The 24,044-nt window shown below is 40.8% G+C and carries 22 protein-coding genes; 15 read left to right on the top strand and 7 right to left on the bottom strand.

Features of this window, described 5'->3' with window-relative positions; genetic code table 11:
- Positions 1 to 24: 24 nt before the first annotated feature.
- Both BVU_RS19175 and BVU_RS19170 read right to left on the bottom strand, forming a co-directional pair.
- Positions 25 to 621 carry a 50S ribosomal protein L25/general stress protein Ctc gene (locus tag BVU_RS19175; protein WP_005841626.1) on the bottom strand — a complete coding sequence of 199 codons (597 nt, stop codon included), beginning with the start codon at positions 619 to 621 and terminating at the stop codon, positions 25 to 27.
- 180 nt (positions 622 to 801) lie between these two features.
- Positions 802 to 1,185: a PUR family DNA/RNA-binding protein gene (locus tag BVU_RS19170; RefSeq protein ID WP_005841624.1), complete on the bottom strand. Its 384-nt coding sequence runs from the start codon at positions 1,183 to 1,185 to the stop codon at positions 802 to 804.
- 195 nt (positions 1,186 to 1,380) lie between these two features.
- On the opposite strand from BVU_RS19170, the gene nusB reads away from it, so the two are divergent.
- From nusB to BVU_RS19145, 5 genes are all read left to right on the top strand, one after another.
- The gene (gene nusB / locus BVU_RS19165; RefSeq protein ID WP_005841621.1) at positions 1,381 to 2,307 is read left to right on the top strand and encodes a transcription antitermination factor NusB; all 927 of its coding nucleotides are present in this window, start codon (positions 1,381 to 1,383) and stop codon (positions 2,305 to 2,307) included.
- A gap of 56 nt (positions 2,308 to 2,363) precedes the next feature.
- A complete protein-coding gene (gene yajC, locus BVU_RS19160) occupies positions 2,364 to 2,678 on the top strand; it encodes a preprotein translocase subunit YajC (protein ID WP_005841619.1) in 315 nt (104 codons plus the stop codon).
- A gap of 13 nt (positions 2,679 to 2,691) precedes the next feature.
- Complete coding sequence (locus tag BVU_RS19155; RefSeq protein WP_005852250.1) at positions 2,692 to 3,705, top strand: CdaR family protein; 1,014 nt, start codon at positions 2,692 to 2,694, stop codon at positions 3,703 to 3,705.
- Entirely contained in the window at positions 3,698 to 4,294 is a 597-nt protein-coding gene (coaE, locus tag BVU_RS19150; protein WP_012055912.1) for a dephospho-CoA kinase, read from the top strand. Before BVU_RS19155 ends, coaE begins: the two co-directional genes overlap by 8 nt.
- A gap of 66 nt (positions 4,295 to 4,360) precedes the next feature.
- Entirely contained in the window at positions 4,361 to 4,801 is a 441-nt protein-coding gene (locus BVU_RS19145) for a DUF5606 family protein (RefSeq protein ID WP_012055911.1), read from the top strand.
- A gap of 1,113 nt (positions 4,802 to 5,914) precedes the next feature.
- On the opposite strand, the gene clpB is transcribed toward BVU_RS19145, so the two are convergent.
- A complete protein-coding gene (clpB, locus tag BVU_RS19130; RefSeq protein ID WP_012055909.1) occupies positions 5,915 to 8,503 on the bottom strand; it encodes an ATP-dependent chaperone ClpB in 2,589 nt (862 codons plus the stop codon).
- Between the two features lie 274 nt (positions 8,504 to 8,777).
- On the opposite strand from clpB, the gene BVU_RS19125 reads away from it, so the two are divergent.
- The 3 genes from BVU_RS19125 (at position 8,778) to BVU_RS19115 (ending at position 11,343) form a co-directional block, all read left to right on the top strand.
- Positions 8,778 to 9,359, top strand: a complete 582-nt coding sequence (locus BVU_RS19125; protein WP_005841605.1) for a DUF6621 family protein — start codon at positions 8,778 to 8,780, stop codon at positions 9,357 to 9,359.
- Positions 9,360 to 9,371: 12 nt separating this feature from the next.
- Complete coding sequence (locus BVU_RS19120) at positions 9,372 to 10,268, top strand: LysR substrate-binding domain-containing protein (RefSeq protein WP_005841603.1); 897 nt, start codon at positions 9,372 to 9,374, stop codon at positions 10,266 to 10,268.
- A gap of 88 nt (positions 10,269 to 10,356) precedes the next feature.
- Positions 10,357 to 11,343, top strand: a complete 987-nt coding sequence (locus BVU_RS19115) for a YeiH family protein (RefSeq protein ID WP_005841601.1) — start codon at positions 10,357 to 10,359, stop codon at positions 11,341 to 11,343.
- A 91-nt stretch (positions 11,344 to 11,434) separates the two neighbouring features.
- Here BVU_RS19115 and BVU_RS19110 read toward each other — a convergent pair whose 3' ends face one another.
- Together BVU_RS19110 and BVU_RS19105 are read right to left on the bottom strand one after the other, a co-directional pair.
- Complete coding sequence (locus BVU_RS19110) at positions 11,435 to 12,724, bottom strand: MgtC/SapB family protein (protein WP_005841600.1); 1,290 nt, start codon at positions 12,722 to 12,724, stop codon at positions 11,435 to 11,437.
- A 77-nt stretch (positions 12,725 to 12,801) separates the two neighbouring features.
- A complete protein-coding gene (locus tag BVU_RS19105; RefSeq protein WP_012055908.1) occupies positions 12,802 to 13,284 on the bottom strand; it encodes a hypothetical protein in 483 nt (160 codons plus the stop codon).
- Between the two features lie 133 nt (positions 13,285 to 13,417).
- Here BVU_RS19105 and BVU_RS19100 point away from each other — a divergent pair, with 133 nt between their 5' ends.
- From BVU_RS19100 to tatC, 3 genes are all read left to right on the top strand, one after another.
- Positions 13,418 to 13,927 carry a hypothetical protein gene (locus tag BVU_RS19100; protein WP_005841596.1) on the top strand — a complete coding sequence of 170 codons (510 nt, stop codon included), beginning with the start codon at positions 13,418 to 13,420 and terminating at the stop codon, positions 13,925 to 13,927.
- 147 nt (positions 13,928 to 14,074) lie between these two features.
- Positions 14,075 to 14,278, top strand: a complete 204-nt coding sequence (locus BVU_RS19095; protein WP_005841594.1) for a Sec-independent protein translocase subunit TatA/TatB — start codon at positions 14,075 to 14,077, stop codon at positions 14,276 to 14,278.
- Between the two features lie 6 nt (positions 14,279 to 14,284).
- Positions 14,285 to 15,115, top strand: a complete 831-nt coding sequence (tatC, locus tag BVU_RS19090) for a twin-arginine translocase subunit TatC (RefSeq protein WP_005852112.1) — start codon at positions 14,285 to 14,287, stop codon at positions 15,113 to 15,115.
- 86 nt (positions 15,116 to 15,201) lie between these two features.
- Here tatC and ald read toward each other — a convergent pair whose 3' ends face one another.
- Positions 15,202 to 16,293: an alanine dehydrogenase gene (gene ald / locus BVU_RS19085; RefSeq protein WP_005841589.1), complete on the bottom strand. Its 1,092-nt coding sequence runs from the start codon at positions 16,291 to 16,293 to the stop codon at positions 15,202 to 15,204.
- Between the two features lie 193 nt (positions 16,294 to 16,486).
- Here ald and BVU_RS19080 point away from each other — a divergent pair, with 193 nt between their 5' ends.
- The 4 genes from BVU_RS19080 to BVU_RS19065 all read left to right on the top strand — a co-directional run bounded on the left by BVU_RS19080 (position 16,487) and on the right by BVU_RS19065 (position 23,002).
- Entirely contained in the window at positions 16,487 to 18,157 is a 1,671-nt protein-coding gene (locus BVU_RS19080; protein WP_005841587.1) for a M23 family metallopeptidase, read from the top strand.
- A gap of 42 nt (positions 18,158 to 18,199) precedes the next feature.
- Complete coding sequence (locus tag BVU_RS19075; RefSeq protein WP_005841585.1) at positions 18,200 to 19,840, top strand: C69 family dipeptidase; 1,641 nt, start codon at positions 18,200 to 18,202, stop codon at positions 19,838 to 19,840.
- 313 nt (positions 19,841 to 20,153) lie between these two features.
- The gene (locus BVU_RS19070) at positions 20,154 to 21,899 is read left to right on the top strand and encodes a phospho-sugar mutase (RefSeq protein ID WP_005841583.1); all 1,746 of its coding nucleotides are present in this window, start codon (positions 20,154 to 20,156) and stop codon (positions 21,897 to 21,899) included.
- 182 nt (positions 21,900 to 22,081) lie between these two features.
- On the top strand, positions 22,082 to 23,002 hold the full coding sequence (locus BVU_RS19065; RefSeq protein WP_005841579.1) for a DMT family transporter: 921 nt from the start codon (positions 22,082 to 22,084) through the stop codon (positions 23,000 to 23,002).
- Positions 23,003 to 23,050: 48 nt separating this feature from the next.
- On the opposite strand, the gene BVU_RS19060 is transcribed toward BVU_RS19065, so the two are convergent.
- Positions 23,051 to 23,926, bottom strand: coding sequence for an aldose 1-epimerase family protein (locus BVU_RS19060; RefSeq protein ID WP_005841577.1), 876 nt, complete (start codon positions 23,924 to 23,926; stop codon positions 23,051 to 23,053).
- Positions 23,927 to 24,044 lie beyond the last annotated feature (118 nt).

The raw sequence follows: 24,044 nt of genomic DNA, 5'->3' as shown, positions 1-24,044 counted from the left end.
TGATAAGGATTAAAAGGTTACTGATTATTTGCCGGCAGTTGCAGCAGCACCACGAGCGGCACGAGTCAATTTAACTGCACAAACAACGGCTTCTTTAGCGTTAATCAATTCCAAACCTTCATAGCTTAATTCGCCCACTTTGACAGTCTTGCCCAGACCCAAAGAAGTTACATCAACAACCAGACGTTCAGGAATTACATTGTATAAAGCTTTCACTTTCAGTTTACGCAATTGTAATGCCAATTTACCACCGGCACGTACACCTTCTGCCAAACCTTCCAGCTGAACAGGAACTTCCATAACGATGGGTTTAGCTTCATCAATCTGATAGAAGTCAACGTGAAGGATTGCATCCGTTACAGGATGGAACTGGATATCTTTCAAAATAGCGTTTACTATTTTACCGTCAATGTTCAAGTCTACAACATAGATGTGCGGTGTGTATACCAAGTTACGGAGTCCTTCGGTGGGCACGGAGAAGTGAGTAGCTACGGGCAAGCCGTTTTCGTCTTTCTGCACTCCATACAATACACAAGGAACACCATTGTTCTTACGCAATTCGTGAGTTGCTTTCTTTCCTACGTCTGTTCTGACAGTACCTTTAATTTCAATTGATTTCATTGTTTTTTAATTTTTTGTGTTACTCTAAATTAAGTTGATCTTATTGCTTAATTCGCCATCACACGATGTGGTATATCACACGATGAGCTTGAAAAAGCGGTGCAAAATTACTGCTTATTTCCGACTTGACAAAAAGAAAGCACAATTTTTTTATCATTGTGCTTTCTTTATCGGTTGGAATCAGAAATCGATATCTATTTTAATTTCATTCGGACTAAGCGGCTTGTGAGCGTCTTCGGTCGTTTCCTGTTCTTCATTTTCAGTGTGATGAGGTTCAATAGGACCTTGCTCTTCGGCAATAAACTGTATAGCCTGTTGTAAACCGTTCATGAACTTCTCAAAATCTTCTTTATATAGAAAAATCTTATGTTTTTCGAAGCTTACTTGCGAGTCATCACCTTCTCCCGAAACAATCTTCTTGCTTTCGGTAATAGCCAAAAACATTTCATCTTTTCGGTTTTTCTTCACATCTAAATAATAAATACGTTTGCCGGCTTTAATTGCTTTTGAAAAAACAATTTCTTTGTCACCATCCACTACACTTTTCTTTTTATAATCTTCCATAACTTAAGTATCTTTATAAATCGGCTTCAAAATTGGACATTTTTTTTAAATGGGCAAAGAATTTGCGGATAAACTTCGATGAAAAAAGCGATTTAGATAGCTCTATGTAAATTTTACATTAAAAAATGTAATTATGTTATGTAAAATCAATGAAAATACCTACTTTTGCAACTCCTTAATAATTTTATGTGAATTATGATAAATAGAGTTCTTATTCGTCTTAAGATAGTTCAGATAGTCTATGCTTATTATCAGAACGGAGGCAAAAACTTGGATACAGCGGAAAAAGAGTTATTTTTCAGCCTTTCTAAAGCGTATGACTTATACAACTATCTGCTGCTTTTAATGGTAGAGGTAACTAAACAGGCTAACAAACGACTGAATGCTGCGAAAAACAAACTGGTCCCTACTAAGGAAGAATTGTTTCCCAACACCAAATTTGTGGAAAACCGCTTTATTGCACAGCTGGAGGTAAACAAACAGCTGCTGGAGTTTTCGAACAATCAGAAGAAAACTTGGGAGAATGAAGCTGATTTCGTAAAGACTTTATGTGATAAAATCTTAGAAAGCGATATATATAAGGAATATATGGCCAGTGAGACTTCTTCGTATGAGGAAGACCGTGAATTGTGGCGCAAGCTATATAAAAATATTATTTTCAATAATATCGAACTGGATCAGGTTTTGGAGGACCAAAGTTTGTATTGGAATGATGATAAGGAAATCGTGGATACCTTTGTGTTGAAGACCATCAAGCGTTTCGATGAGAAGAATGGTGCAAAACAGGAATTGTTGCCGGAATTTAAAGATGAGGAGGATCAAGACTTCGCGCGCCGTTTGTTCCGTCGTACTATCTTGAATGCCGATTATTATCGTCATCTGATTAGCGAAAATACAAAGAACTGGGATTTAGACCGTGTGGCTTTCATGGATGTGGTCATTATGCAGATCGCTTTGGCTGAAATCCTGAGTTTTCCCAATATCCCGGTCAGCGTTTCACTGAATGAGTACGTGGAAATAGCCAAACTGTACAGCACTCCGAAAAGCGGTGGCTTTATTAACGGTACTTTGGATGGAATCGTTAATTCATTAAAAAAAGAGAATAAGCTAACAAAAAATTAATATCTTTGTTTGTTATTGAAGAATAACGGTATTATAAACTAAAAAACATAGAAAGTATGAACTTATTATTTGTATTTCTGCAGGCAGGGGGTGGAGGAGATTACTCTTTCCTTATTATGATGGTAGCCATTTTCGCTATTATGTACTTCTTCATGATTCGTCCTCAGAATAAAAAACAGAAAGAAATTGCTAATTTCCGCAAGAACCTGGAAGTGGGTCAGGAAGTGATCACTGCAGGTGGTATATACGGAAAGATAAAAGAAATAGAAGATAATACGGTTGTTTTGGAAATAGCGTCAGGCGTTAAGATTAAAATTGATAGAAATTCTATCTTCGCTAATGCTGCATCCAACCAACAACAGGCAAAGTAAATGACATAACAACATGTTCGACAAAAGGAACATACGTATTTACTATTTAAAGACTTTAGAGAGAATCAGAAGCTTCCTGCTTAGCCGTAATAGCAGGGAGTTCCTGATTTTCTTGTTTTTTGTATTTGTATCTTTCTGCTTTTGGTTGCTTCAGGTGTTAAATGATGATTATGAAACGGAATTCTCCGTTCCGTTACGGTTGAAGAATGTACCTAGTGATGTGGTGCTGACCTCCGAACTTCCTGACGAACTGCGTATTGGCGTGAAAGACAGGGGAACTGTATTGGCTAACTATATGCTGGGACAGACATTCTATCCCATTGTTGTGGACTTTAAGGACTATGAGGATAAAGGAAGTCGTGTCCGGATTCCGGTTTCAGCTTTAATGAAAAAGATTTCGGTCCAGTTGAATCAGACAACCAAATTGCTGACCATACGGCCGGATACTGTGGAGTTTATTTATACAAAAGGGAAGGCAAAGAAGGTGCCCGTGAAATTGCAAGGCAAGGTGGCTTTGGACCGTCAGTATTATATCTCGGATATCATTTACTCGCCGGATTCAGTGATGGTTTATGCTCCTCAAGAGATTTTGGATACCATCACGGCTGCTTATACACAGGCATTGAACTTTGAAGATGTGGCAGACACCGTTCGTCGCAGGGTGAATCTGGCCGATGTACGTGGAGCGAAATTCATTCCCTCTTTTGATGATGTGACTTTATTGGTAGATATTTACGCTGAAAAAAGTGTGGAGGTGCCTATACGTGGCATCAATTTTCCGCCCGATAAAGTACTTCGCACTTTTCCCTCCAAGGTTCAGGTGACTTTTCAGGTAGGTCTGAGTCATTTCAAGTCCATCACTTCCGAGGATTTCTTTATCGGGGTGACTTATGAGTCTTTGTTGAACAATAAGGGGGAGAAGTGTCCGGTCAATCTCAAATCCATCCCCCGATATGTGAACCACGTCCGTTTGAATCCCAAGGAGGTGGATTATTTGATAGAACAACGAATTAAATTCAATGATTAAGATAGCGGTTACCGGTGGCATCGGCAGTGGAAAATCATACATTTCCCATTTGCTGGAGAATATGCATATCCCAGTGTATAATGCGGATAATGAAGCGAAACGCCTTACTGTTTTCGATGCCGGAATTCGTGGGGAACTGATTGCTTTGTTAGGTGAGGAGGTTTATAAGGATGGTCTGTTAAACAAGCCGTTGCTGGCTTCCTATCTGTTTTCCAATCCGGCGCATGTGCTCCAAATCAATTCCATTATCCATCCCCGGGTACGGAAAGATTTTACCGTATGGGTGGAACGTCAGGAAAAGTGTGAGATAGTGGGTATGGAATCGGCTATTTTGTATGAGGCCGGTTTTCAGGATACGGTAGATGCGGTAATAATGGTCTATGCACCTGTAGAACTGCGTATACAGCGTGCCATGTATCGTGACGGAGCCAGCGAGGAACAAGTCCGGGCACGTATTGCTGCCCAGATGGATGATGAAGAAAAGCGTCGGCGGGCCGATTTCACGGTGGTGAATGACGGGGTGCAATTGCTCATACCCCAGTTGAACAGAATAGTAGAACAATTAAAAACCGAAAAATTCATACTATAAATTTGGGAGTTTCATTGGTGAATTGTACTTTTGCTTCCTCAAACCATAAATATAAAATAGAATAGTATGTTAAAGACCATTTTATCAATCGCGGGCAAACCGGGATTATATAAATTGATTTCTCAAGGAAAGAACATGTTGATTGTAGAAACAGTTGACGCGGCTAAGAAAAGAGTTCCTGCTTATGCTCATGACAAAGTTATCTCATTGGCGGATATTGCTATGTACACAGATGCAGAAGAAGTGCCTTTGAGCGAAGTGCTGGAAGCGGTAAAGAAGAAAGAGAATGGAGCGGTTGCTTCTATCAATTATAAAAAAGCATCAGCCGATGAGTTGCATGCTTATTTTGCAGAAGTTTTGCCAAATTATGATCGTGACCGTGTCCATAACGGAGATATCAAGAAACTGATTTCATGGTACAATATTTTGGTAAACAATGGTATTACTGAATTTGTAGAAGCTCCGGCAGATTCTGCTGACAAAGTGGAAGAAGCTGTTGCTGAATAATTGAAATAAAGCGAAAGGGAAAGGCCTGTCAAGTAGATTGTAAACTGCTTGACGGGCTTTTTGTTTACCGGCATTATTGGTAAAAAAAGTATGTGTACTTCATTGGCGAAATAACACCACTTACTTTGCCGATGAAGTACACATACTTTGTCTATGAACATATATTACCTTTTTCAGTGGGATACGGTCGTTTATAATGCCCTGTAGAGAATATCCTGAAAAATCCTTCATAAGCTTCAGCCCCTCCGCAAACACCCTGCCCGTCGGCATTCCGGCTGAAGGATATACCTCACGAAATGTTTCAGCCGGAAAATATCCTTCAGAACAACCACTCCTCCGAAAATAAAACCGGCTGAAACATTTCCACTTGGCTGAAGGATTCCATAACCTCAATCCTTCAGCCGGAATGCCGACGGGCAGGGTGTTTGCGGAGGGGCTGAAAGATCTGAAGGAAAAATAAGGCGTTTCGGCATGTAGATACCGTTATGGAAAAAAACAACAGGTCAAATTTTAAAAAGCTCTTGTTCTTTCAATGAAAACGTCTTGTTCTTTTTTTTAAAGACCTTGTTCTTTTCAGAAAAGAACAGGACGTTTGAGAGGTTAGTAACCTGCATGCCGGAAAGTTAGTAACGTGTGGGGCGACACGTTACTAATGTGTGGGCTGTAAGATTAGTAATGTTACAGGTGAAAGATTATATATCTTACAAGTGATACATATCATACAGGTATGAAGTTTCAGTATATGTTTGATAATAAAACAGTAGGTTATCTTTTTTTACGATTATCCAGTTCAATGAACTCTTTTCGGATGAATAAGTTTCTTATGTTTTTCAATATTGTAAAAATATACCAGTCTACACAGGCTGTTCTGAATCTTGCCGTATTTCAGTTTTCTTTTTCTTATACAAAAATGAAAAAAGGAAGTAGAGATGGCTGATTAAACTGTTTTATGAGCTTATTGCCGTTTTTTAGCTATTGGAAACATATTGGTTAAGGAAATATTCAAAATATTGCAGATAGAGGGCTATAGTTAACGAAAAAAGGGGTGCATGATGAACACCCCTTTTGCTTAGTAAAGATAAGACCTTATCTTTACTGGTTGTTTGTAACATTCTAGTTGCGGAATTTTAATCCGTCACCCGCTGTTTCTACGATAATCGGTTTGCTTCGGTCCACTTCCTGTGACAATAGCTTTTTGGACAAATCATTCAGCAAATAGCGTTGGATGGCACGTTTCACGGGACGGGCACCGAATTCGGGATCATAGCCTGTGCTGGCAATGAAACGGACGGCCTCATCGGTCATTTCCAAAGTAATGCCGTTGCCGGCCAGCATATTCTTGATACCGTTGATTTGTAACATCACAATCTGTTCTATCTCTTCTCTGTTCAAAGGCAAGAACATGATTGTTTCATCTATACGGTTCAGAAACTCCGGCCGTATCGTTTTTTTCAACATGGACATTACCTCTTTCTTCGTCTCTTCAATCACCACTTCGCGATTCTCGTCATTAATCTTTTCGAACTGGCTTTGAATGTATGCGCTGCCCAGATTGGAAGTCATGATGATAATTGTATTCTTGAAGTTTACCGTACGTCCCTTGTTGTCAGTCAGACGTCCGTCATCCAAAACTTGCAGCAGAATATTGAACACATCGGGATGTGCTTTTTCTATTTCATCAAACAATACCACAGAGTATGGTTTGCGTCGGACGGCTTCTGTCAACTGACCGCCTTCATCGTAACCTACGTATCCGGGAGGCGCTCCGATCAGACGGGATACAGAGTGTTTCTCCTGATATTCGCTCATGTCGATACGCGTCATCAGACTCTCGTCATCAAACAGGTAGTCGGCCAATGCTTTGGCAAGTTCTGTCTTACCTACACCGGTAGTACCCAGGAAGATGAATGAACCTATCGGACGTTTCGGGTCCTGTAATCCGGCACGGCTACGGCGTACGGCATCGGATACGGCTGCTATGGCTTCATCCTGACCTACCACACGCAAATGTAATTCTTGCTCCAGATGAAGCAATTTGTCACGTTCGCTTTGCAGCATCTTGTTGACCGGTATCCCTGTCCACCGTGAAACAACATCGGCAATGTCCTCAGCGGTAACTTCTTCCTTTATCATGGCACTGTCACCCTGCTTGTGTTTCAGGTCTTCTTGAATATCCTTGATCTCGTTCTCTAAAGCCTGTAATTTTCCATAACGGATTTCGGCTACTTTACCGTAATCTCCCTCACGTTCCGCTTTCTCGGCTTCAAATTTCAATTGTTCTATTTCCTGCTTGTTTTGCTGAATCTTGTTGACCAGTTCCTTTTCACTCTGCCATTTGGCTTTGTAAGAGGTTTCCTGTTCTTTCAGTTCGGCAATCTCTTTATTCAGTTGTTGTAATTTCGGCTCGTCTTTTTCACGTTTGATGGCCTCACGTTCAATTTCCAGTTGTTTCAGGTGACGTGAGATTTCATCCAGTTCTTCAGGCACGGAATCACGTTCCATACGCAATTTGGCAGCAGCTTCATCCATCAGGTCAATAGCCTTGTCCGGAAGGAAACGTTCGGTAATGTAACGGTTACTCAATTCTACAGCGGCAATGATGGCTTCATCTTTGATACGTACCTTGTGATGGTTTTCGTAACGTTCTTTCAATCCACGGAGAATGGAGATGGTGCTCAGCGTGTCCGGTTCGGCTACCATAACGGTTTGGAACCGGCGTTCCAATGCCTTGTCCTTTTCGAAGTACTTCTGATATTCGTCCAAAGTAGTGGCTCCGATGCTGCGGAGCTCACCACGGGCCAAGGCGGGTTTTAATATATTGGCGGCATCCATGGCACCTTCACCTTTACCGGCTCCGACCAAGGTATGGATTTCATCGATAAACAGGATGATGCTGCCTTCGGCTTTGATTACTTCATTGACAACAGATTTCAGACGTTCTTCAAATTCACCTTTGTATTTGGCTCCGGCAACCAGTGCGCCCATATCCAATGAGAAGATTTGTTTGTTCTTCAAGTTGTCGGGTACATCACCTCGGATGATACGGTGTGCCAAGCCTTCAACAATGGCGGTCTTACCGGTACCCGGCTCACCGATTAAAATCGGATTATTCTTGGTACGGCGGCTTAATATTTGTAATACCCTACGTATTTCTTCATCACGCCCGATAACCGGATCAAGTTTTCCGCTGCGGGCAGCCTCATTCAAATTAATGGCATATTTGCTTAAGGATTGATAAGTGTCTTCACTGGATTGTGAAGTTACTTTTTCACCTTTACGTAGTTCTGCTATGGCGGAGCGCAGCTCTTTGTCTGTCATTCCCGCGTCTTTCAATATGGTAGCGACAGTACTCTTTACATTCAACAAGGCTAGGATAATAGCTTCCAGTGAAACGAATTCGTCACCCATCTCTTTGGAATACTGTACGGCTCTTTGTAATATCTCGTTGCTTTCACGGCTAAGGTAAGGTTCTCCTCCCGAAACCTTAGGCAGCGAGTCAATTTGCTTGTCGATGACCAATGCGATCTGCTGGGCGTTCATTCCCAATTTCTGGAAAATGAAGTTGGTGACGTTTTCACCTACTTTCAGTACTCCGGCCAACAGATGCACAGGCTCGATAGCTTGCTGTCCGCGGGCTTGAGTTATGTTCACCGCTTGTTGCACTGCCTCCTGTGATTTAATTGTGAAGTTGTTAAAATTCATATTGTATCTCCTTTCTAAATATTATTCAAATACCTATTGAAAACGTAACTGTCACTGCTTTGTTCAGTGGCTTTTGCGATTTCATTTGATAATCGTCAAATAGTTTGCCAAAAAGAAAAAGAAAGCTAATGAAGTAAAATAAGAAGACAAAATGGCAGGCTTTCCGGCTTTTAAATGAAAAAAAGTCCGAATTGTACACAAAAAGGCAGATAACTCTTTTTGCAAGCAGATGATAATTGCTATCTTAGCATCGAAATCATAAAATGAAAACGAGATGACAAATGAAATAAAGTTTGCAGATACTGTAATTCTGGTGGATGTAGCCTATGTAGACAGGGTGGCGGGTGATTTATCCAAACATTTTGGTGACGTGGTGGGCCGTAAGTTGCCGAAAGCGGATTTACCGGTGTTGTTGGAATGTCTGTCACTGGATAGTGGAATACCCTTGGGGGAGAATGCAGTTCAGGTATTATTTATTTATGACGAGGAAAGTAAGAAAATGGATGCTTTTCAGCCGTCGGATTTGGAAAAGGAATTAAATAACGTGGCTTTCAAAAGCCAGTTGGGAGAGTTTGCACTTTATTCTTTCGAACCATCGGATATGGCTAGTCGCGAAGAGTTGTTTCTGGAGTCTTTGAGAGTGGTGGTTGATGCAAAAGAGGTGAAACGGGTGATTATTGTCCCTGCCGAAGAAGAATATGGAGATAAAGTTCCTGCTATATTAAATAAGGTGGACGGAAAAGAAAAAATGACGGTATTCGGTATGAATCCTCCAACCAGTGAAGTCGCTTATCAGTGGGAGATGTTTGGATTCGCTGTTTTACAGTCGTTAGGAATTAAAGCAGACGAACTATAATCATTAAAAAACATGTCTGATTTCAGGTTAAGAGTATTCAGTAGTGTTGCGAAAAACCTCAGCTTTACAAAGGCTTCGCAAGAGCTGTTTATTAGTCAGCCGGCTATAACCAAGCATATTCAGGAATTGGAGACGATGTACCAGACACGCCTTTTTGAGCGAATGGGGAACAAGATCTTGCTGACTGATGCAGGCAGGTTGTTGTTGGAGCATTGTGAGAAAATTTTGGAAGATTACGGACGCTTGGAGTACGAGATGAACTTATTACGTAATGAGCATACCGGTGAGTTGCGCTTGGGAGCCAGTACTACAATTGCCCAATATGTGCTTCCCCCTTTGCTGGCCCGCTTCATCGAGAAGTTTCCGCAAGTGTCTTTATCACTTTTCAGCGGGAACTCCTCTGAGGTGGAAAAGGCATTGCAGGAACATCGTATAGATTTGGCACTGGTAGAGGGAAATACCCGGCAACCTAATTTGAAATATACTCCTTTTCTGCAAGATGAGCTGGTGGCTATCGTCCATACTCATAGTAAGTGGATGGATTATGATGAGATAACTTTGGATGAATTGAAAGAAGTTCCTCTTGTACTTCGTGAAAGAGGTTCGGGAACATTGGATGTATTGATTACCGCTTTGCATAAACACAACATAAAGTTATCGGACCTTACTATCCGTATGCACCTGGGAAGTACAGAGAGCATTAAATTATTTCTGGAAAATAGTGAGTGCATGGGGATTTTGTCTATCCGGTCTATTAATAAAGAACTGTATTCAGGGAAGTTTAAAGTATTGGATATAAAAGACCTGGTGATGTTTCGTGAATTTGATTTTGTCCAATTGCAAGGGCAGGATACAGGGCTCCCGGCTCTGTTCATGCAATTTGCCAATCATTATAAGGAAAAGTTATAACTTATAATTAAAAACGATTAGATTGTTTTTGAAACATATATTACCTTTGCATCCCGAAATGGAGAAATAATGTTAAAAAGTAAAATATATGATTTCAGTAACAGCTTTACAGCAAAACAGCAAAACTATTTATGTAGGTTTGCTTTCCACGTTAACGGTCTTTTTGTTGATGGACTATATTCCGGTATTGGCTTCATTTTCCCAGTGGGTCACTCCCCCCGTATCTTTATTTCTGGGGTTGATATTTGCATTAGTTTGCGGACAGGCCTATCCTAAGTTCAATAAAAAGGTTTCTAAATATTTGTTGCAATATTCTGTAGTGGGATTGGGGTTCGGTATGAATCTTCAGGCTTCTCTGGCTTCCGGTAAGGAAGGAATGGAATTCACGATCATTTCTGTAATCGGTACAATGATTATAGGTATGTTTATAGGGCATAAACTTTTGAAGGTAGATCGTGATACGGCTTATCTTATCAGTTCGGGTACTGCAATTTGTGGGGGAAGCGCTATTGCTGCTGTGGGTCCTGTATTGAAAGCTAAAGATAGTGAGATGTCTGTGGCTTTGGCTACTATCTTTGTATTGAATGCCATCGCTTTGTTTATTTTTCCGGTGTTAGGCCATATGTTTGGGTTAGATCAACAACAGTTTGGTACTTGGGCAGCTATTGCTATTCATGATACGAGTTCTGTGGTGGGAGCAGGTGCGGCATACGGTGAAGAGGCGTTGAAAGTGGCGACAACAATCAAACTGACCCGTGCACTTTGGATTATTCCTTTGGCATTCGCTACTTCTTTTATTTTCAAGGGAAGCGGTAAGAAAGTAAGCATTCCTTGGTTTATCCTTTATTTTGTTGTGGCTATCATTCTGAATACTTATGTGCTGGATGGTGTGCCTCAATTCGGGCAGGCTGTTTCCGGACTGGCACGTAAAGGATTGATTATTACCATGTTCTTTATTGGAGCTTCCTTGTCTATGGATGTATTGAAGCAAGTAGGTATGAAACCTCTGATTCAAGGTGTTGCTCTTTGGGCGGTGATCAGTCTTAGTTCATTGGCTTATATTCTACTTTTCTGATAGGGATTTATTAGAATATTAAAAAGTATGCGGATGATATGGATTGTCTGAAAAATCCTGTTATCCGCATGTTTTTTTATGAGAATATAATTTAGAAGTAATAGATGAGTAATAGTACAGCGTTTACTCCAATGACAGTGAGGAATCCTTTCCATACATAAGGCAGCATTTCTTTTCTGCGGGAGGAAAAAAATATGGCATAGAACATATTCACTACGATGTTGCTGATGATAGCTTGCATGATACAGGCCCCTACAATGGTTGCCGGAATGTTTCCGCCTTGTAACAGGTTTAGTATGAAAGGAGTGATATCACTTAATCCTGTTGCAATGGAGAGAATACTCAAACCTCCTGTTCCTGCATAAACCAATGTATAGTGAGTCAGAAATGTAAATACTACAAATAATAAAGCAAAGATCAGAGCGACTTTGAATTCCAGTGGATTACTTTCCGTTTCCGTTTCTTCAATAACTTCGCGCTCGCCTTTTATAGTATGCTTTTTATGGATGAATATGCCGATGCCGGCGGCGGTTGCAGACATGATGAGCAGATAGGGGTAAATATTCAGAAAGATGGAAGTGCTGAATATAAGGATCAAAATCATGAAACGTAAGAACATCATGCTGACAGCAAGCATCATGGCAGATACATATTCCGGTATTTCATGCGCTTGTATCCGTTTGCATTTGCGGGCAAGGATGGAAATGGTAGCGGTGCTGCTATACAGACCACCGATAATGCCCGAAACCAAAGTGCCTGATTCGCGGAAAACATATTGCTTCAGCAGGTAGGACAAATAGGAGATACCCGATACGACTACAGTAGCCAGCCAAATGGTGTATGGAGTGAGATTGATACCCGGTATGAGAGGTTCCTTGGGTAGCATGGGCAAAATGATACCGCTGATAGCCAGAAATTTTGCCAGTGTGATCATTTCATCATTCTGCATCCGTTGTACAAGTTCTGTGAAGGTGTGTTTCATTTCTGTGAAAAGAAGCACGGTGACTACCATCATCACGTAAAACCAGGAAGGTTGTGTACTTATGATAGGAGCCATACAATAGGTGATAAGGGCGATGATGATTGTTGTCACTCCAAACACGTGGAACTGGGATTGCTTGACATAATAATTGATGCCCAGTAACATACCTAAAATTATTCCGCCTCCCATAAATAAATGCATTTCCTTAGGATCAAGTATATAGAGGAGATATCCCAAAATGCCGATAAAAGTAAAAGTCCGGTCTGTGCCGAAAAGCGTAGTTTCCCCCTCTCGTTTCAGGCTGATTCTCCGTTGGGATAAACCGATGAGTAAAGAGAACAAGGTCACCAGAATGAAAGTAACCAATTGCTGGGGAAGGTAATCGTACAACTTTTCCATAAATCTGTCAAGATTAGGTTGATGTAATAGGTTTTCCTTTTAAACTGCATTGACTCCTCTGATGGATTCAAGTGGCTTTAAAACGCTTGCTTAAACTGGCTTTCTTCAAAAAGTCCTTTTAATTTATCATCACTTTTTATTTGGTTGATGATTGTGGACAGAACTCCTGCTTTAGGCAATTCTACCACAACGTTTGTTTTATATTTACCACCGCTCTGCCGGCTGTTTTCACAGATTACTTTTAAGTTAGCAGCCTCTTGCTGGGTAGCCATATGGATCAGATCTGAGAACTGTTCCCACTCTGCATTACCGAATTTTTTTTGAGACTTGGCAGCCATTTCCGCCTTTGCTTTGATCTGGCTGGTTATTGCGGTACGGGCTGCAATGACCGCCTTCTTTTTGGAGGCAGTGGCATCACCGCTCTGAGCTGATGCTGAGGCACGGAAGAAGTCTGCGTTTGTGCTATATGCATTTCCGGTACAAGGAGTGCTTTGTGCCTGTGCCCATGTTGACATTCCAAGGACGAAGGCTAAAAAATAGATGAATTTATAATATTTCATAGTTGTAATTTTATCAATCTATTGCGAAGATAGAAGAATATTTGATAATATAAACAAGAAAAGGGAAAAAAAAGATTGAGCTTGCTTTATGAAATGATTATATTTGCAGAAATTAAATGAAAGGTTAGTATTCATGGAATCAACAACAAAACTCTATTCGTTAAATTACACAAACGCAAATACTTATTTATTTGCATTCGTGTTTATTGTAGGTAATGTGGTATTGCCGCAACTTTGTCATTTGGTGCATTTGGGTGGACCTGCTATGTTACCCATTTATTTCTTCACATTAATAGGTGCTTATAAATATGGATTCAAAGTGGGGATGTTGACGGCTGTTCTTTCTCCGCTTGTCAATAGTTTCTTGTTTGGAATGCCTTCTGTGACCATACTTCCGGCTATATTGGTAAAGTCGGTATTGTTGGCGTTGGTGGCGGGATATATGGCAGATCGTTTCCGTAAGATTACGATTCCTGCATTGCTGGGGACTGTTATGGCATATCAGGTGGTGGGTACCTTGATAGAATGGGCTCTTGTCGGTGATTTCTATTTGGCGGCACAGGATTTCCGGATTGGAATTCCGGGCATGTTGCTCCAGATTTTTGGTGGCTATGCTTTGTTGAAAGCTATTGCAAAAAGATAAGTTGTAAACATTTGATGTTATGCTGCAAATTGTGAAACAGCCTGAAAATGGTGGCGCTGGCTATGTTCTGGTAGCTGTCATGGATGGAGATCCCGGTAAATGGATGACTTTGGTTTTTGATAAATCATTTAATAGTTAATAGATAAAATGACAGGCACATTATTATTTTTAGGATTAGGAATGCAGGAAATATTATTCATTGCATTGATTGTTCTTTTATTCTTTGGTGGGAAGAAGATACCCGAACTGATGAAGGGGTTGGGCAAAGGGGTTAAGAGTTTTAAGGAAGGGATGAACGGGGTGGAGGATGATATAGATGGAAAAGATAAGAAAGGGGAAACGAAAGAGTGACAAATGATGGAACAACAGCAGAAGATACTGACTTTTTGGGATCATCTGGAAGAACTGCGCCATGTCTTGTTCCGTATTGCAGTGGCTGTGGTATTTCTAATGTTGGTAGCATTCTTGTTTAAGGATGAGCTTTTTGCTATTGTTCTAGCGCCTAAGAATGCTGATTTCATTATTTATCGTTTTTTTTGCCGGATAGCTGATTTCATGGCTATGCCTTCATTATGTCCGGAAGTGTTTTATGTGAAAATGATCAATACCCAATTGGCGGCTCAATTCATTACTCATATGAGCGTGTCTTTTTATACGGGTTTTTTGCTGGCATCTCCTTATGTTATTTATCAGTTGTTCCGTTTTGTTTCGCCGGCTTTATACGAGAATGAAAAGAAATATTCTACCCGGATTGTAGGGTGGGGCTATTTTCTTTTTATGATGGGAGTTCTTTTGAATTATTTTTTGATTTTCCCTCTTACTTTCCGTTTTCTTGCTACCTATCAGGTCAGTATGGAAGTGGAGAACACGATTACTTTGTCTTCGTATATGGATACATTGATGATGATGAGCCTGATGATGGGGATTGTTTTCGAGATTCCTGTCCTTTGTTGGCTTTTTGCCAAACTGGGATTTCTTACGGCTGATTTTATGAAGCGGTATCGTCGTCATGCTATTGTTATTATTCTGATAGTTGGAGCTGTTATCACTCCTACGTCAGATGTCTTTACATTGATGATGGTGTCTGTGCCTATGTATTTGCTTTACGAAGTCAGCATTTGGATTGTAAGTCGGATTGGGAAGAAACAGCGGGAAGAATCCGTAGAGGAAGTGCTTGAAAAATCATGAGATGATAATCCTTATAAATGTTATTCCGTAAAAAAGGAAGACCTTTCATGATAGGCCTTCCTTTTTCCATTAGGATCCATACTTTATTAAATTTTCCAGCCAAAGGCTTCTGCTACGGCCGGAAACACAATCTTTCCGTTTACAATATTCAAGCCGTTTTTTAGTCCCGGATCGTTTTCGCAAGCTTTTTCCCAACCAAGATCTGCCAATCTGATAGCGTATGGCAGTGTAGCATTGGTTAATGCCAAGGTTGAAGTACACGGCACGGCTCCCGGAATATTTGCCACACAGTAATGGATGATACCGTCTACTTCGTAAATGGGTTCGGCATGAGTTGTGGGATGGGAGGTTTCAAAACATCCTCCTTGGTCAATGGCCACATCTACCAGTACAGTACCCTTTTTCATCAGTTTCAGCATAGGGCGTGTTATGAGGTGGGGAGCCTTTGCACCGGGGATAAGAACTGCACCGATTATCAAATCAGTTGTTGGCAGTTCTTTTTCTATATTGTGGCTGGACGAGAATAATGTTTTTACATTTTTAGGCATGAACTCACTCAACTGACGCAGGCGGGGTAATGAAATATCACAGATTGTGACATCAGCCCCTAATCCTGCAGCCATTAAAGCTGCATTGGTTCCTACAATGCCGCCGCCTAATACCAGCACTTTGGCTGGCTTGACACCGGGAACTCCACCTAGCAAGATGCCACGTCCTCCTTGAGGCTTCTCCAAAAAACGTGCTCCTTCCTGAGTGGACATTCGTCCCGCCACTTCACTCATGGGAATCAGCAGAGGCAGTCCTCCTTGTTTGTCTGTTACAGTTTCGTAAGCTAGGCATACTGAACCACTACGCATCATTGCCTCCGTTAATTCTTTGTCACAGGCAAAATGGAAGTATGTAAATACCAGTTGGCCCTTACGTACCAGGTTATATTCACATTCGATGGGTTCCTTGACTTTTATAATCATCTCGGCAATGGCGTACACATCTTCTATAGTAGGAAGGATACGCGCTCCGACTTTCTCATACTCTTCATCGGAAAATCCGCTGTTTATACCTGCGGTGTGTTGTATATACACCGTGTGACCTCTCTGTACCAACTCGTGTGCTCCTGCAGGGGTTAATGATACACGATTCTCGTTGTTTTTGATTTCTTTAGGAATTCCTACTATCATAATTGTCACATTTAAGGGGTTTGACTGCCTCAAAGATAACAAAATGTCAGAAAAGTAGGTTTTGTCCGGATATGTTTTTTTCGTAATAAATGTATGTTTAGCAACATTGTTTTAAGGGATATTCTGTTTTTTATTTGTAAGTTTGCGGAGAGATTCAAAATTTTTGTGATGAGTTCTCCATAAAATAAAGAAAATGACTTTACGAAATTATATAATCATAGCAGCTTTGGGCAGTGTTCTTGCTGTACGGGCACAGGAAGAACCGGCTGCTCCTGTATTCCGTCCTCCTTTTGATTTTCCGCTTATTCTGAGCGGTAATTTCGGTGAACTGCGTTCTAACCACTTTCATGGAGGAGTGGATTTTAAAACCCAGGGAGAGGTGGGAAAACCTATTCATTGCATTGCCGACGGATATGTGAGCCGTGTACTGGTTACTCCCGGAGGATATGGGCAGGCTATTTTTATTACGCATCCCAATGGATATACTTCAGTATATGGACATGTGTTGAAATTTGCTTCTGCAGTGGCAAAAGTGGTGGAGGAATATCAATATCGGCATGAAACTTTTGCTGTGGATTTGAAATTCGAGCCTCATCAGGTCAGTTTCAAAGCTGGAGAAATCATTGCTTTAAGCGGTAATGAAGGGTATTCTTTCGGACCGCATCTGCATATGGAGATACGCCGTACGGATACTGGTGAATTGATAGATCCCTTACAGTTCTATACCGATAAAATTAAAGACACTACTCCGCCACGTGCGTCAATGATTATGCTTTATCCGCAGCGGGGCGCTGGAGTTGTGGAAGGCTCACAAAGAAAAAAATCCATATCTGTTGCTTCTTTGGGACAACCGGTTTCTGCTTGGGGGAAAATAGCCGCTGGCATTAAGGCATACGACTATATGGATGGCACACATAATAATTATGGTGTGCGTTCCGTGGTACTCTATGTGGATACGACAGAAGTTTTTCGCAGTACGGTGGATGGCGTTTTGCCCGAAGAGAACCGGATGATTAATGCCTGGACAGACTATGAGGAGAATGTAAAGAGGCATAATTGGGTGATGCGCTCACAGATTCTTCCCGGAAATAGTTTGCGCATGTTGCAAGCCAATGATGAAGGAGGGGTGGTTACGATTGATGAAGAACGTGATTATCATTTTCGTTATGAATTAGCTGATTTATACGGGAATAAGTCGACTTATCGTTTCATTGTGCGTGGCCGTAGGCAGCCGATAGAGGAATATCATCCGCAGGTAAAACATTATTTGGCATGGAATAAAGGTAATGTGGTTCAGGAACCGGGTATGGAACTGGTTATCCCCCGAGGAATGTTGTATGAGGATGTGGCACTGAACTGTCATGTGGTTAAAGATACAGCCGCAATATCTTACGAGTACCAGTTGCACGATGAGCCAGTAGCTTTGCAGGCTGGGTGCACGCTGATGATCGGGGTACGCCATCTTCCTGTAGAGGATACGTCGAAATATTATGTGGCCCGTAAGTGGGGAAAAAGGAAAGGTTCAGCAGGAGGAATTTATGAAAATGGTTGGATGAAGACTTCCATCCGTGAACTGGGAACCTATACCGTAGCTATAGATACTTTGTCTCCACGAGTGACCCCATTAAATAAGGCACAATGGAAGACAGGTAAGGTTCAGTTCAAAATAGGAGATGCGGAAACGGGTATTAAGGATTATAAGGTGAAGATAGACGGCGAATTTGCCTTATTCGGTTTCAGTTCCAAAAATGCGAAATTGTGGATGAAGCATCCTGAACGGTTAAAAAAAGGAGTCGCCCATAAATTGGAATTGGTGGTGACAGATTATTGTGGAAACGAAACAAAAGAGGAATATGAATTTTGATGGTAAAATAAGTATTATACACAATTAAAAAGTTATATATTAATGAAGAATAAACTGATTTTAGGTGCTGCCTTTCTATTGGCGGCAATAACAGAGAGTTTGGCATGCACTAACCTGATTGTAGGTAAGGGAGCCTCGGTTGATGGTTCTGTTATCGTTTCTTATTCCGCTGATTCATACGGAATGTTTGGCGAGTTGTATCACTATCCTGCCGGTATGCATGAAAAAGGAACCATGCGTGATATCTATGATTGGGATTCGGGCAAATATTTAGGGCAAATAAAAGAAGCGCGTCAAACCTATAATGTGATAGGTAATATGAATGAATTTCAGGTAACCATAGGTGAAACTACTTTTGGTGGACGGGAGGAATTGGTTGATTCTACCGGTATTATGGATTATGGAAGTTTGATTTATGTAGCTCTCCAGCGTTCTCGTACAGCTAAAGAAGCCATACAGGTAATGACGGATTTAGTAAAAGAATATGGTTATTATAGCAGTGGCGAATCATTCAGTATCGCTGATCCCAATGAAGTCTGGATTTTGGAGATGATCGGTAAGGGTCCCGGTGTGAAAGGTGCTGTATGGGTAGCAGTCCGTATACCGGATGATTGTATTGCCGCACATGCTAATCAGAGCCGGATTCATCAGTTCAATATGAATGACAAGGATAATTGTCTTTACTCTCCGGATGTGATTTCTTTCGCTCGTGAAAAAGGTTATTTTGACGGTATGAATAAAGATTTCAGTTTCTCGGCGGCATATAATCCTTTAGATTTTGGTGGTGTACGGTTCTGTGAAGCGCGTGTATGGAGTTTCTATAATATGTTCAACAAGTCGGTGGGAGATACCTATCTTCCTTATATTCAGGGGGACAGCAAAGAACCGATGCCTCTTTATATCAAGCCTTCCCGTAAACTTTCAGTACGTGATGTACAAGCGGCTATGCGCGATCACTATGAGGGTACTCCACTGGATATAACTAATGATCCCGGTGCCGGTCCGTTTAAAACTCCTTATCGTCTGTCTCCCTTGAGTTTTAAAGTAGGAGATCAGGAATATTTCAATGAACGTCCCATTTCGACTCAGCAAACGGCTTTCACTTTTGTGGCACAGATGCGTGCTAACCTGCCCGATGCAATAGGGGGAGTATTATGGTTTGGAACAGATGATGCTAATATGACAGTGTTTGCTCCTGTATATTGTTGTTCGGATCGTATTCCTGACTGTTATAGCGGTAAAGAAGCCGACTGTGTAACTTTTTCATGGGACTCTGCATTTTGGATTTATAATTGGGTGGCCGATATGATTCGTCCACGTTATAGCCTGATGATTGATGATATGCGTGCCGTTCAAAATAATTTGGAAGATACTTATGCGAATGCACAGGCTGGCATTGAATCTTCTGCCATGAGCTTATATGAAAAAGATCCTGTAAAGGCAAAAGAGTTCTTGACTAACTATAGTTGCATGACAGCCGAATCGGCAATAGACAGCTGGAAGAAATTGGGCGAATTTTTGATTGTGAAGTATAATGACGGTGCTGTGAAAAAGATGGCAAAAGATGGAACCATACTTCGTCCTGAAACCGGTCATTGCGCTCCTTTGGTACGTCCGGGGTATCCCAAAGAATTTTTGGAAGAACTGGTAAAGGCCACCGGTGAACGCTATAAGATGAAATAGGATATATTTTTGTATGTTCTGAAAGTCTGATTAATTAGTGGAGGGGCAGGTTATGATCCTGCTCCTGTGCATAATAAGATAGTTTTTTAGATTGTATTCAGGATGCCTGGGAACTTTTCTGACTGTTATATAGTAGTGTTTTTTTACCTTGTATGGTCTTCTGCTTTTTTATGACAGATTATTTTAGGGGGATAATCCTTTATATCTCTAATTTTCTTCTTTCAAATTTCTAGGATTTTTAATTTAATTCTTTTACATTTGTCAAGACGTAAAAATCGGATGTAATTATAAACCTTATAAATAACAAAAAATTATGGAAAATGAAGAATTGATAAAGCAAGTGACAGAGAAAGCAGAGAAATGGTTAACACCTGCTTATGATGCCGAAACACAGGCTGAAATTAAGAAAATGTTGGCGAATCCCGATAAGACTGATTTGATTGAAGCATTTTATAAAGATTTGGAGTTTGGGACAGGTGGTTTGCGTGGTATTATGGGCGTGGGCAGTAACCGTATGAATATTTATACGGTAGGTGCTGCTACTCAAGGTTTGTCCAATTATCTAAATAAAAATTTTAAAGATCTCGATCAGATATCTGTTGTGGTAGGTCATGATTGCCGTAACAACAGCCGTTTGTTTGCGGAAATTTCTGCCAATATCTTTTCTGCGAACGGTATTAAAGTATATTTGTTTGAAGATATGCGTCCTACTCCTGAAATGTCATTTGCTATCCGTCATTTCGGTTGCCAGAGCGGTATCAATATTACTGCCTCTCATAATCCGAGAGAATACAATGGTTACAAGGCTTATTGGGATGATGGTGCACAAGTATTGGCTCCGCACGATAAGGGTATCATTGATGAGGTGAACAAGATTTCATCGGCTACTGACATCAAGTTTGAAGGTAACAAGGATCTGATTCAGATTGTGGGCGAAGAGGTAGACAGCGTCTATTTGAATAAAGTGAAAACAATTTCTATTGATCCTGAAGTGATCAAGCGTCAGAAGGATTTGAAAATTGTGTATACTCCGATTCATGGTACAGGTATGATGTTGATTCCGCGTGCATTGAAGCAATGGGGATTTGAAAATGTACATACCGTGCCTGAACAAATGGTGAAGAGTGGCGATTTTCCGACTGTTGTCTCTCCGAATCCGGAAAATGCCGAGGCTTTGTCTATGGCTATTGATTTGGCTAAGAAAATAGACGCTGACATTGTAATGGCTAGCGATCCGGATGCTGACCGCGTAGGTATGGCTTGTAAAAATGACAAAGGAGAATGGGTGCTGATCAATGGTAACCAAACCTGTTTGCTGTTCTTGTATTATATAATAAAGAACCGTATTGCGATGGGTAAGATGAAGGATGATGATTTCATTGTGAAGACTATCGTTACTACGGAACTGATTAAATCTGTCGCAGACAAGAATCACATCGAAATGTTGGATTGCTATACCGGATTCAAGTGGATTGCACGTGAAATCCGTTTGCGTGAAGGCAAACAGCAATACATCGGAGGTGGTGAAGAAAGCTACGGATTCCTGGCCGAAGACTTTGTCCGTGATAAAGATGCTGTTTCTGCTTGTACATTGTTGGCGGAGATTTGTGCTTGGGCAAAAGACCAGGGCAAGACCTTGTTCGAAGTTTTGCTTGATATTTATGTGGAGTATGGTTTCTCAAAAGAAACTACTGTGAATGTTGTGAAACCAGGAAAGAGCGGGGCAGAAGAGATTAAGGCAATGATGGAAAACTTCCGTTCTAATCCTCCGAGAGAAATAGGCGGTTCTAAGGTTGTTCTTGTCAAGGACTTTAAAACTTTGAAGGTGACAGATGGTAACGGGAATATAACAGAAATAGATATGCCGGAGGCTAGTAACGTATTGCAATATTTTACGGAAGATGGAACTAAGATTTCAGTTCGCCCGTCAGGAACAGAACCTAAAATCAAATTTTATGTGGAAGTAAAAGGTGAAATGGGTTGCCACAAATGTTTCGATGCTGCTAATGCAGCTGCTGAGGAAAAGGTGGAAGCCGTAAGAAAATCACTGGGAATTTAATCGAGTATAAGCATCGGGCGAAAGTCTGAGAGAATATTCATAAATAAAAGAAGGGGTGGTGGAGATGTATTTCTCTATCCCCCTTTTCTTTTATTTCCGTGCCATTTATATCAAAATCTACACTTCTTTGTTTATTTTTTGTTGTAACTTTGCCTTCTGTTTTAAATAAGGTAAAAGATATGATGTGGTTACTTTTGGCATTTCTCTCGGCTGCATTGCTGGGATTCTATGATGTATTTAAGAAACAGTCGTTGAAGGACAATGCGGTTATTCCGGTATTATTTCTGAATACGTTGTTCTCTAGTTTGATATTTCTTCCTTTTATTGTATTGTCAGTGTGGAGGCCGGGAATATTGGAGGATTCTATTTTTTATGTGCCTGTTGCAGGGTGGGAGGTGCATCGCTATGTGGTGTTGAAATCTGTTATTGTCCTTTCGTCGTGGATATTGGGATATTTTGGGATGAAGAATCTGCCTATCACAATTGTGGGACCTATAAACGCTACTCGTCCGGTGATGGTGTTGGTGGGAGCTTTAGTGGTCTTTGGTGAGCGATTGAATTTTTACCAATGGATTGGTGTGCTGATGGCTGTCTTCTCTTTTTTTATGCTGAGCCGCAGCGGAAAGAAAGAGGGAATAGATTTCAAACATAATAAATGGATTTATTATGTGGTAATGGCAGCTGTGTTGGGAGCGGTCAGCGGGCTTTATGACAAGTATCTCATGGCGCCTGTCGATCAAGGAGGTATCGGACTGGATAGAATGATTGTACAGTCATGGTATAATATCTATCAATTGTTTATGATGGGAGGTGTTTTGATGTTGTTATGGTGGCCGAAGCGCAAATCTACCACTCCGTTTCATTGGCATTGGTGTATTATTCTGATATCTATTTTTCTGTCGGCAGCTGATTTTGTTTATTTCTATGCCTTAAGCTTGGACGGTGCAATGATTTCCATAGTATCTATGGTAAGGCGTGGCAGTGTGCTTGTTTCTTTTCTATTTGGTGCAATGGTATTCCGTGAGAAGAATCTTAAAAGCAAGGCTGTGGATTTGGCACTGGTACTTATTGGTATGATATTTTTGTATTTGGGAAGTCGGTAAGCAAAAAAGACGGGGTGTGACTCATCGTGCATACCCCGTTATTCTTTATTACTCTATAATGATTTTATATTCTACATCAAACGTTTCTTTTGGTTCCAATTTCTGTATCCATTCACGGTCCTTTAATTCGCCCGAATACCCTACAGAATCGCAACGTCCATACCATGGTTCAATGCAAACAAATGGGCAATCGGGATGTGTCTTGGTAGGAGACCACAAAGCTACCAATGGAGAATTAAATTCCAAGCTGATATGGGGCTTTTTCTTTTTATCCAGTAAGGTTATTTTTTTCAGTTGTTTATTGTCAAAAATATAAGTGTCACAATCAAAAGTATGAATATCAATTGGCATCAGCCCTTCTTTGTTTAATTTTAGTACATGACGTTCTGGTGATACGCACCCCTTTTCGGTTGGCATGATATATTCTAAGTCAGACTTTCGGTCAAAAACAAAGAAGCCACGATCCTTTGTAGCAGCATCGAACTCGGGGAAATAGAAAGCTGGGTGTGCTCCAATCTGGAAATACATATCCATAGCTCCCAGATTTTCTACACGCCATTTTACGGTGATTTTATTTTCCTCCAATAAATATCCCACCAGCAGGCGGAAGGGAAAAGGAAACTTGCCCAATGTATCAGGAGTGCTTTCCAACCAATATACAGCTCCTTTGTCTTCTTTATAGGTTAGTTTGAAGTCCATATCACGTGCAAAACCGTGTTGTCCTATTTCATAAGTGTTTCCGGCATGACGGTATTTATTGTTCCACACACGTCCTACTATAGGGAAAAGGACAGGTGAACGCCGTCCCCAAAATTTAGCGTCGCCCTGCCAAAGATATTCTTTGCCATCCTTTTTGATACTTTGAAGCTCGGCGCCATGCTCGGCTATTTGTACAGTCAGGATAGAATTAGATAGTGTTTCCATGTTTCTTCGTTTATAAATTCTTTTTTCAAAGGTAGGGATGTTTCATGACATGACAAAGTGAATCTTCATCTTTGTGTAAATTTTATCTAAAAGGCTGTTTGGGTCAAATAAATTTTAA

Origin of the sequence: Phocaeicola vulgatus ATCC 8482, from assembly GCF_000012825.1 — a bacterium.
GTDB lineage: Bacteria > Bacteroidota > Bacteroidia > Bacteroidales > Bacteroidaceae > Phocaeicola > Phocaeicola vulgatus.
This window is presented reverse-complemented; position numbering and strand designations above follow the sequence as displayed.

What these genes read in the sequence shown, in the direction of transcription:
- BVU_RS19175 (WP_005841626.1), bottom strand. Translation starts at nt 621, where the DNA reads ATGAAATCAATTGAAATTAAAGGTACTGTCAGAACAGACGTAGGAAAG.
- BVU_RS19170 (WP_005841624.1), bottom strand. Translation starts at nt 1,185, where the DNA reads ATGGAAGATTATAAAAAGAAAAGTGTAGTGGATGGTGACAAAGAAATT.
- nusB (WP_005841621.1), top strand. Translation starts at nt 1,381, where the DNA reads ATGATAAATAGAGTTCTTATTCGTCTTAAGATAGTTCAGATAGTCTAT.
- yajC (WP_005841619.1), top strand. Translation starts at nt 2,364, where the DNA reads ATGAACTTATTATTTGTATTTCTGCAGGCAGGGGGTGGAGGAGATTAC.
- BVU_RS19155 (WP_005852250.1), top strand. Translation starts at nt 2,692, where the DNA reads ATGTTCGACAAAAGGAACATACGTATTTACTATTTAAAGACTTTAGAG.
- coaE (WP_012055912.1), top strand. Translation starts at nt 3,698, where the DNA reads ATGATTAAGATAGCGGTTACCGGTGGCATCGGCAGTGGAAAATCATAC.
- BVU_RS19145 (WP_012055911.1), top strand. Translation starts at nt 4,361, where the DNA reads ATGTTAAAGACCATTTTATCAATCGCGGGCAAACCGGGATTATATAAA.
- clpB (WP_012055909.1), bottom strand. Translation starts at nt 8,503, where the DNA reads ATGAATTTTAACAACTTCACAATTAAATCACAGGAGGCAGTGCAACAA.
- BVU_RS19125 (WP_005841605.1), top strand. Translation starts at nt 8,778, where the DNA reads ATGACAAATGAAATAAAGTTTGCAGATACTGTAATTCTGGTGGATGTA.
- BVU_RS19120 (WP_005841603.1), top strand. Translation starts at nt 9,372, where the DNA reads ATGTCTGATTTCAGGTTAAGAGTATTCAGTAGTGTTGCGAAAAACCTC.
- BVU_RS19115 (WP_005841601.1), top strand. Translation starts at nt 10,357, where the DNA reads ATGATTTCAGTAACAGCTTTACAGCAAAACAGCAAAACTATTTATGTA.
- BVU_RS19110 (WP_005841600.1), bottom strand. Translation starts at nt 12,724, where the DNA reads ATGGAAAAGTTGTACGATTACCTTCCCCAGCAATTGGTTACTTTCATT.
- BVU_RS19105 (WP_012055908.1), bottom strand. Translation starts at nt 13,284, where the DNA reads ATGAAATATTATAAATTCATCTATTTTTTAGCCTTCGTCCTTGGAATG.
- BVU_RS19100 (WP_005841596.1), top strand. Translation starts at nt 13,418, where the DNA reads ATGGAATCAACAACAAAACTCTATTCGTTAAATTACACAAACGCAAAT.
- BVU_RS19095 (WP_005841594.1), top strand. Translation starts at nt 14,075, where the DNA reads ATGACAGGCACATTATTATTTTTAGGATTAGGAATGCAGGAAATATTA.
- tatC (WP_005852112.1), top strand. Translation starts at nt 14,285, where the DNA reads ATGGAACAACAGCAGAAGATACTGACTTTTTGGGATCATCTGGAAGAA.
- ald (WP_005841589.1), bottom strand. Translation starts at nt 16,293, where the DNA reads ATGATAGTAGGAATTCCTAAAGAAATCAAAAACAACGAGAATCGTGTA.
- BVU_RS19080 (WP_005841587.1), top strand. Translation starts at nt 16,487, where the DNA reads ATGACTTTACGAAATTATATAATCATAGCAGCTTTGGGCAGTGTTCTT.
- BVU_RS19075 (WP_005841585.1), top strand. Translation starts at nt 18,200, where the DNA reads ATGAAGAATAAACTGATTTTAGGTGCTGCCTTTCTATTGGCGGCAATA.
- BVU_RS19070 (WP_005841583.1), top strand. Translation starts at nt 20,154, where the DNA reads ATGGAAAATGAAGAATTGATAAAGCAAGTGACAGAGAAAGCAGAGAAA.
- BVU_RS19065 (WP_005841579.1), top strand. Translation starts at nt 22,082, where the DNA reads ATGTGGTTACTTTTGGCATTTCTCTCGGCTGCATTGCTGGGATTCTAT.
- BVU_RS19060 (WP_005841577.1), bottom strand. Translation starts at nt 23,926, where the DNA reads ATGGAAACACTATCTAATTCTATCCTGACTGTACAAATAGCCGAGCAT.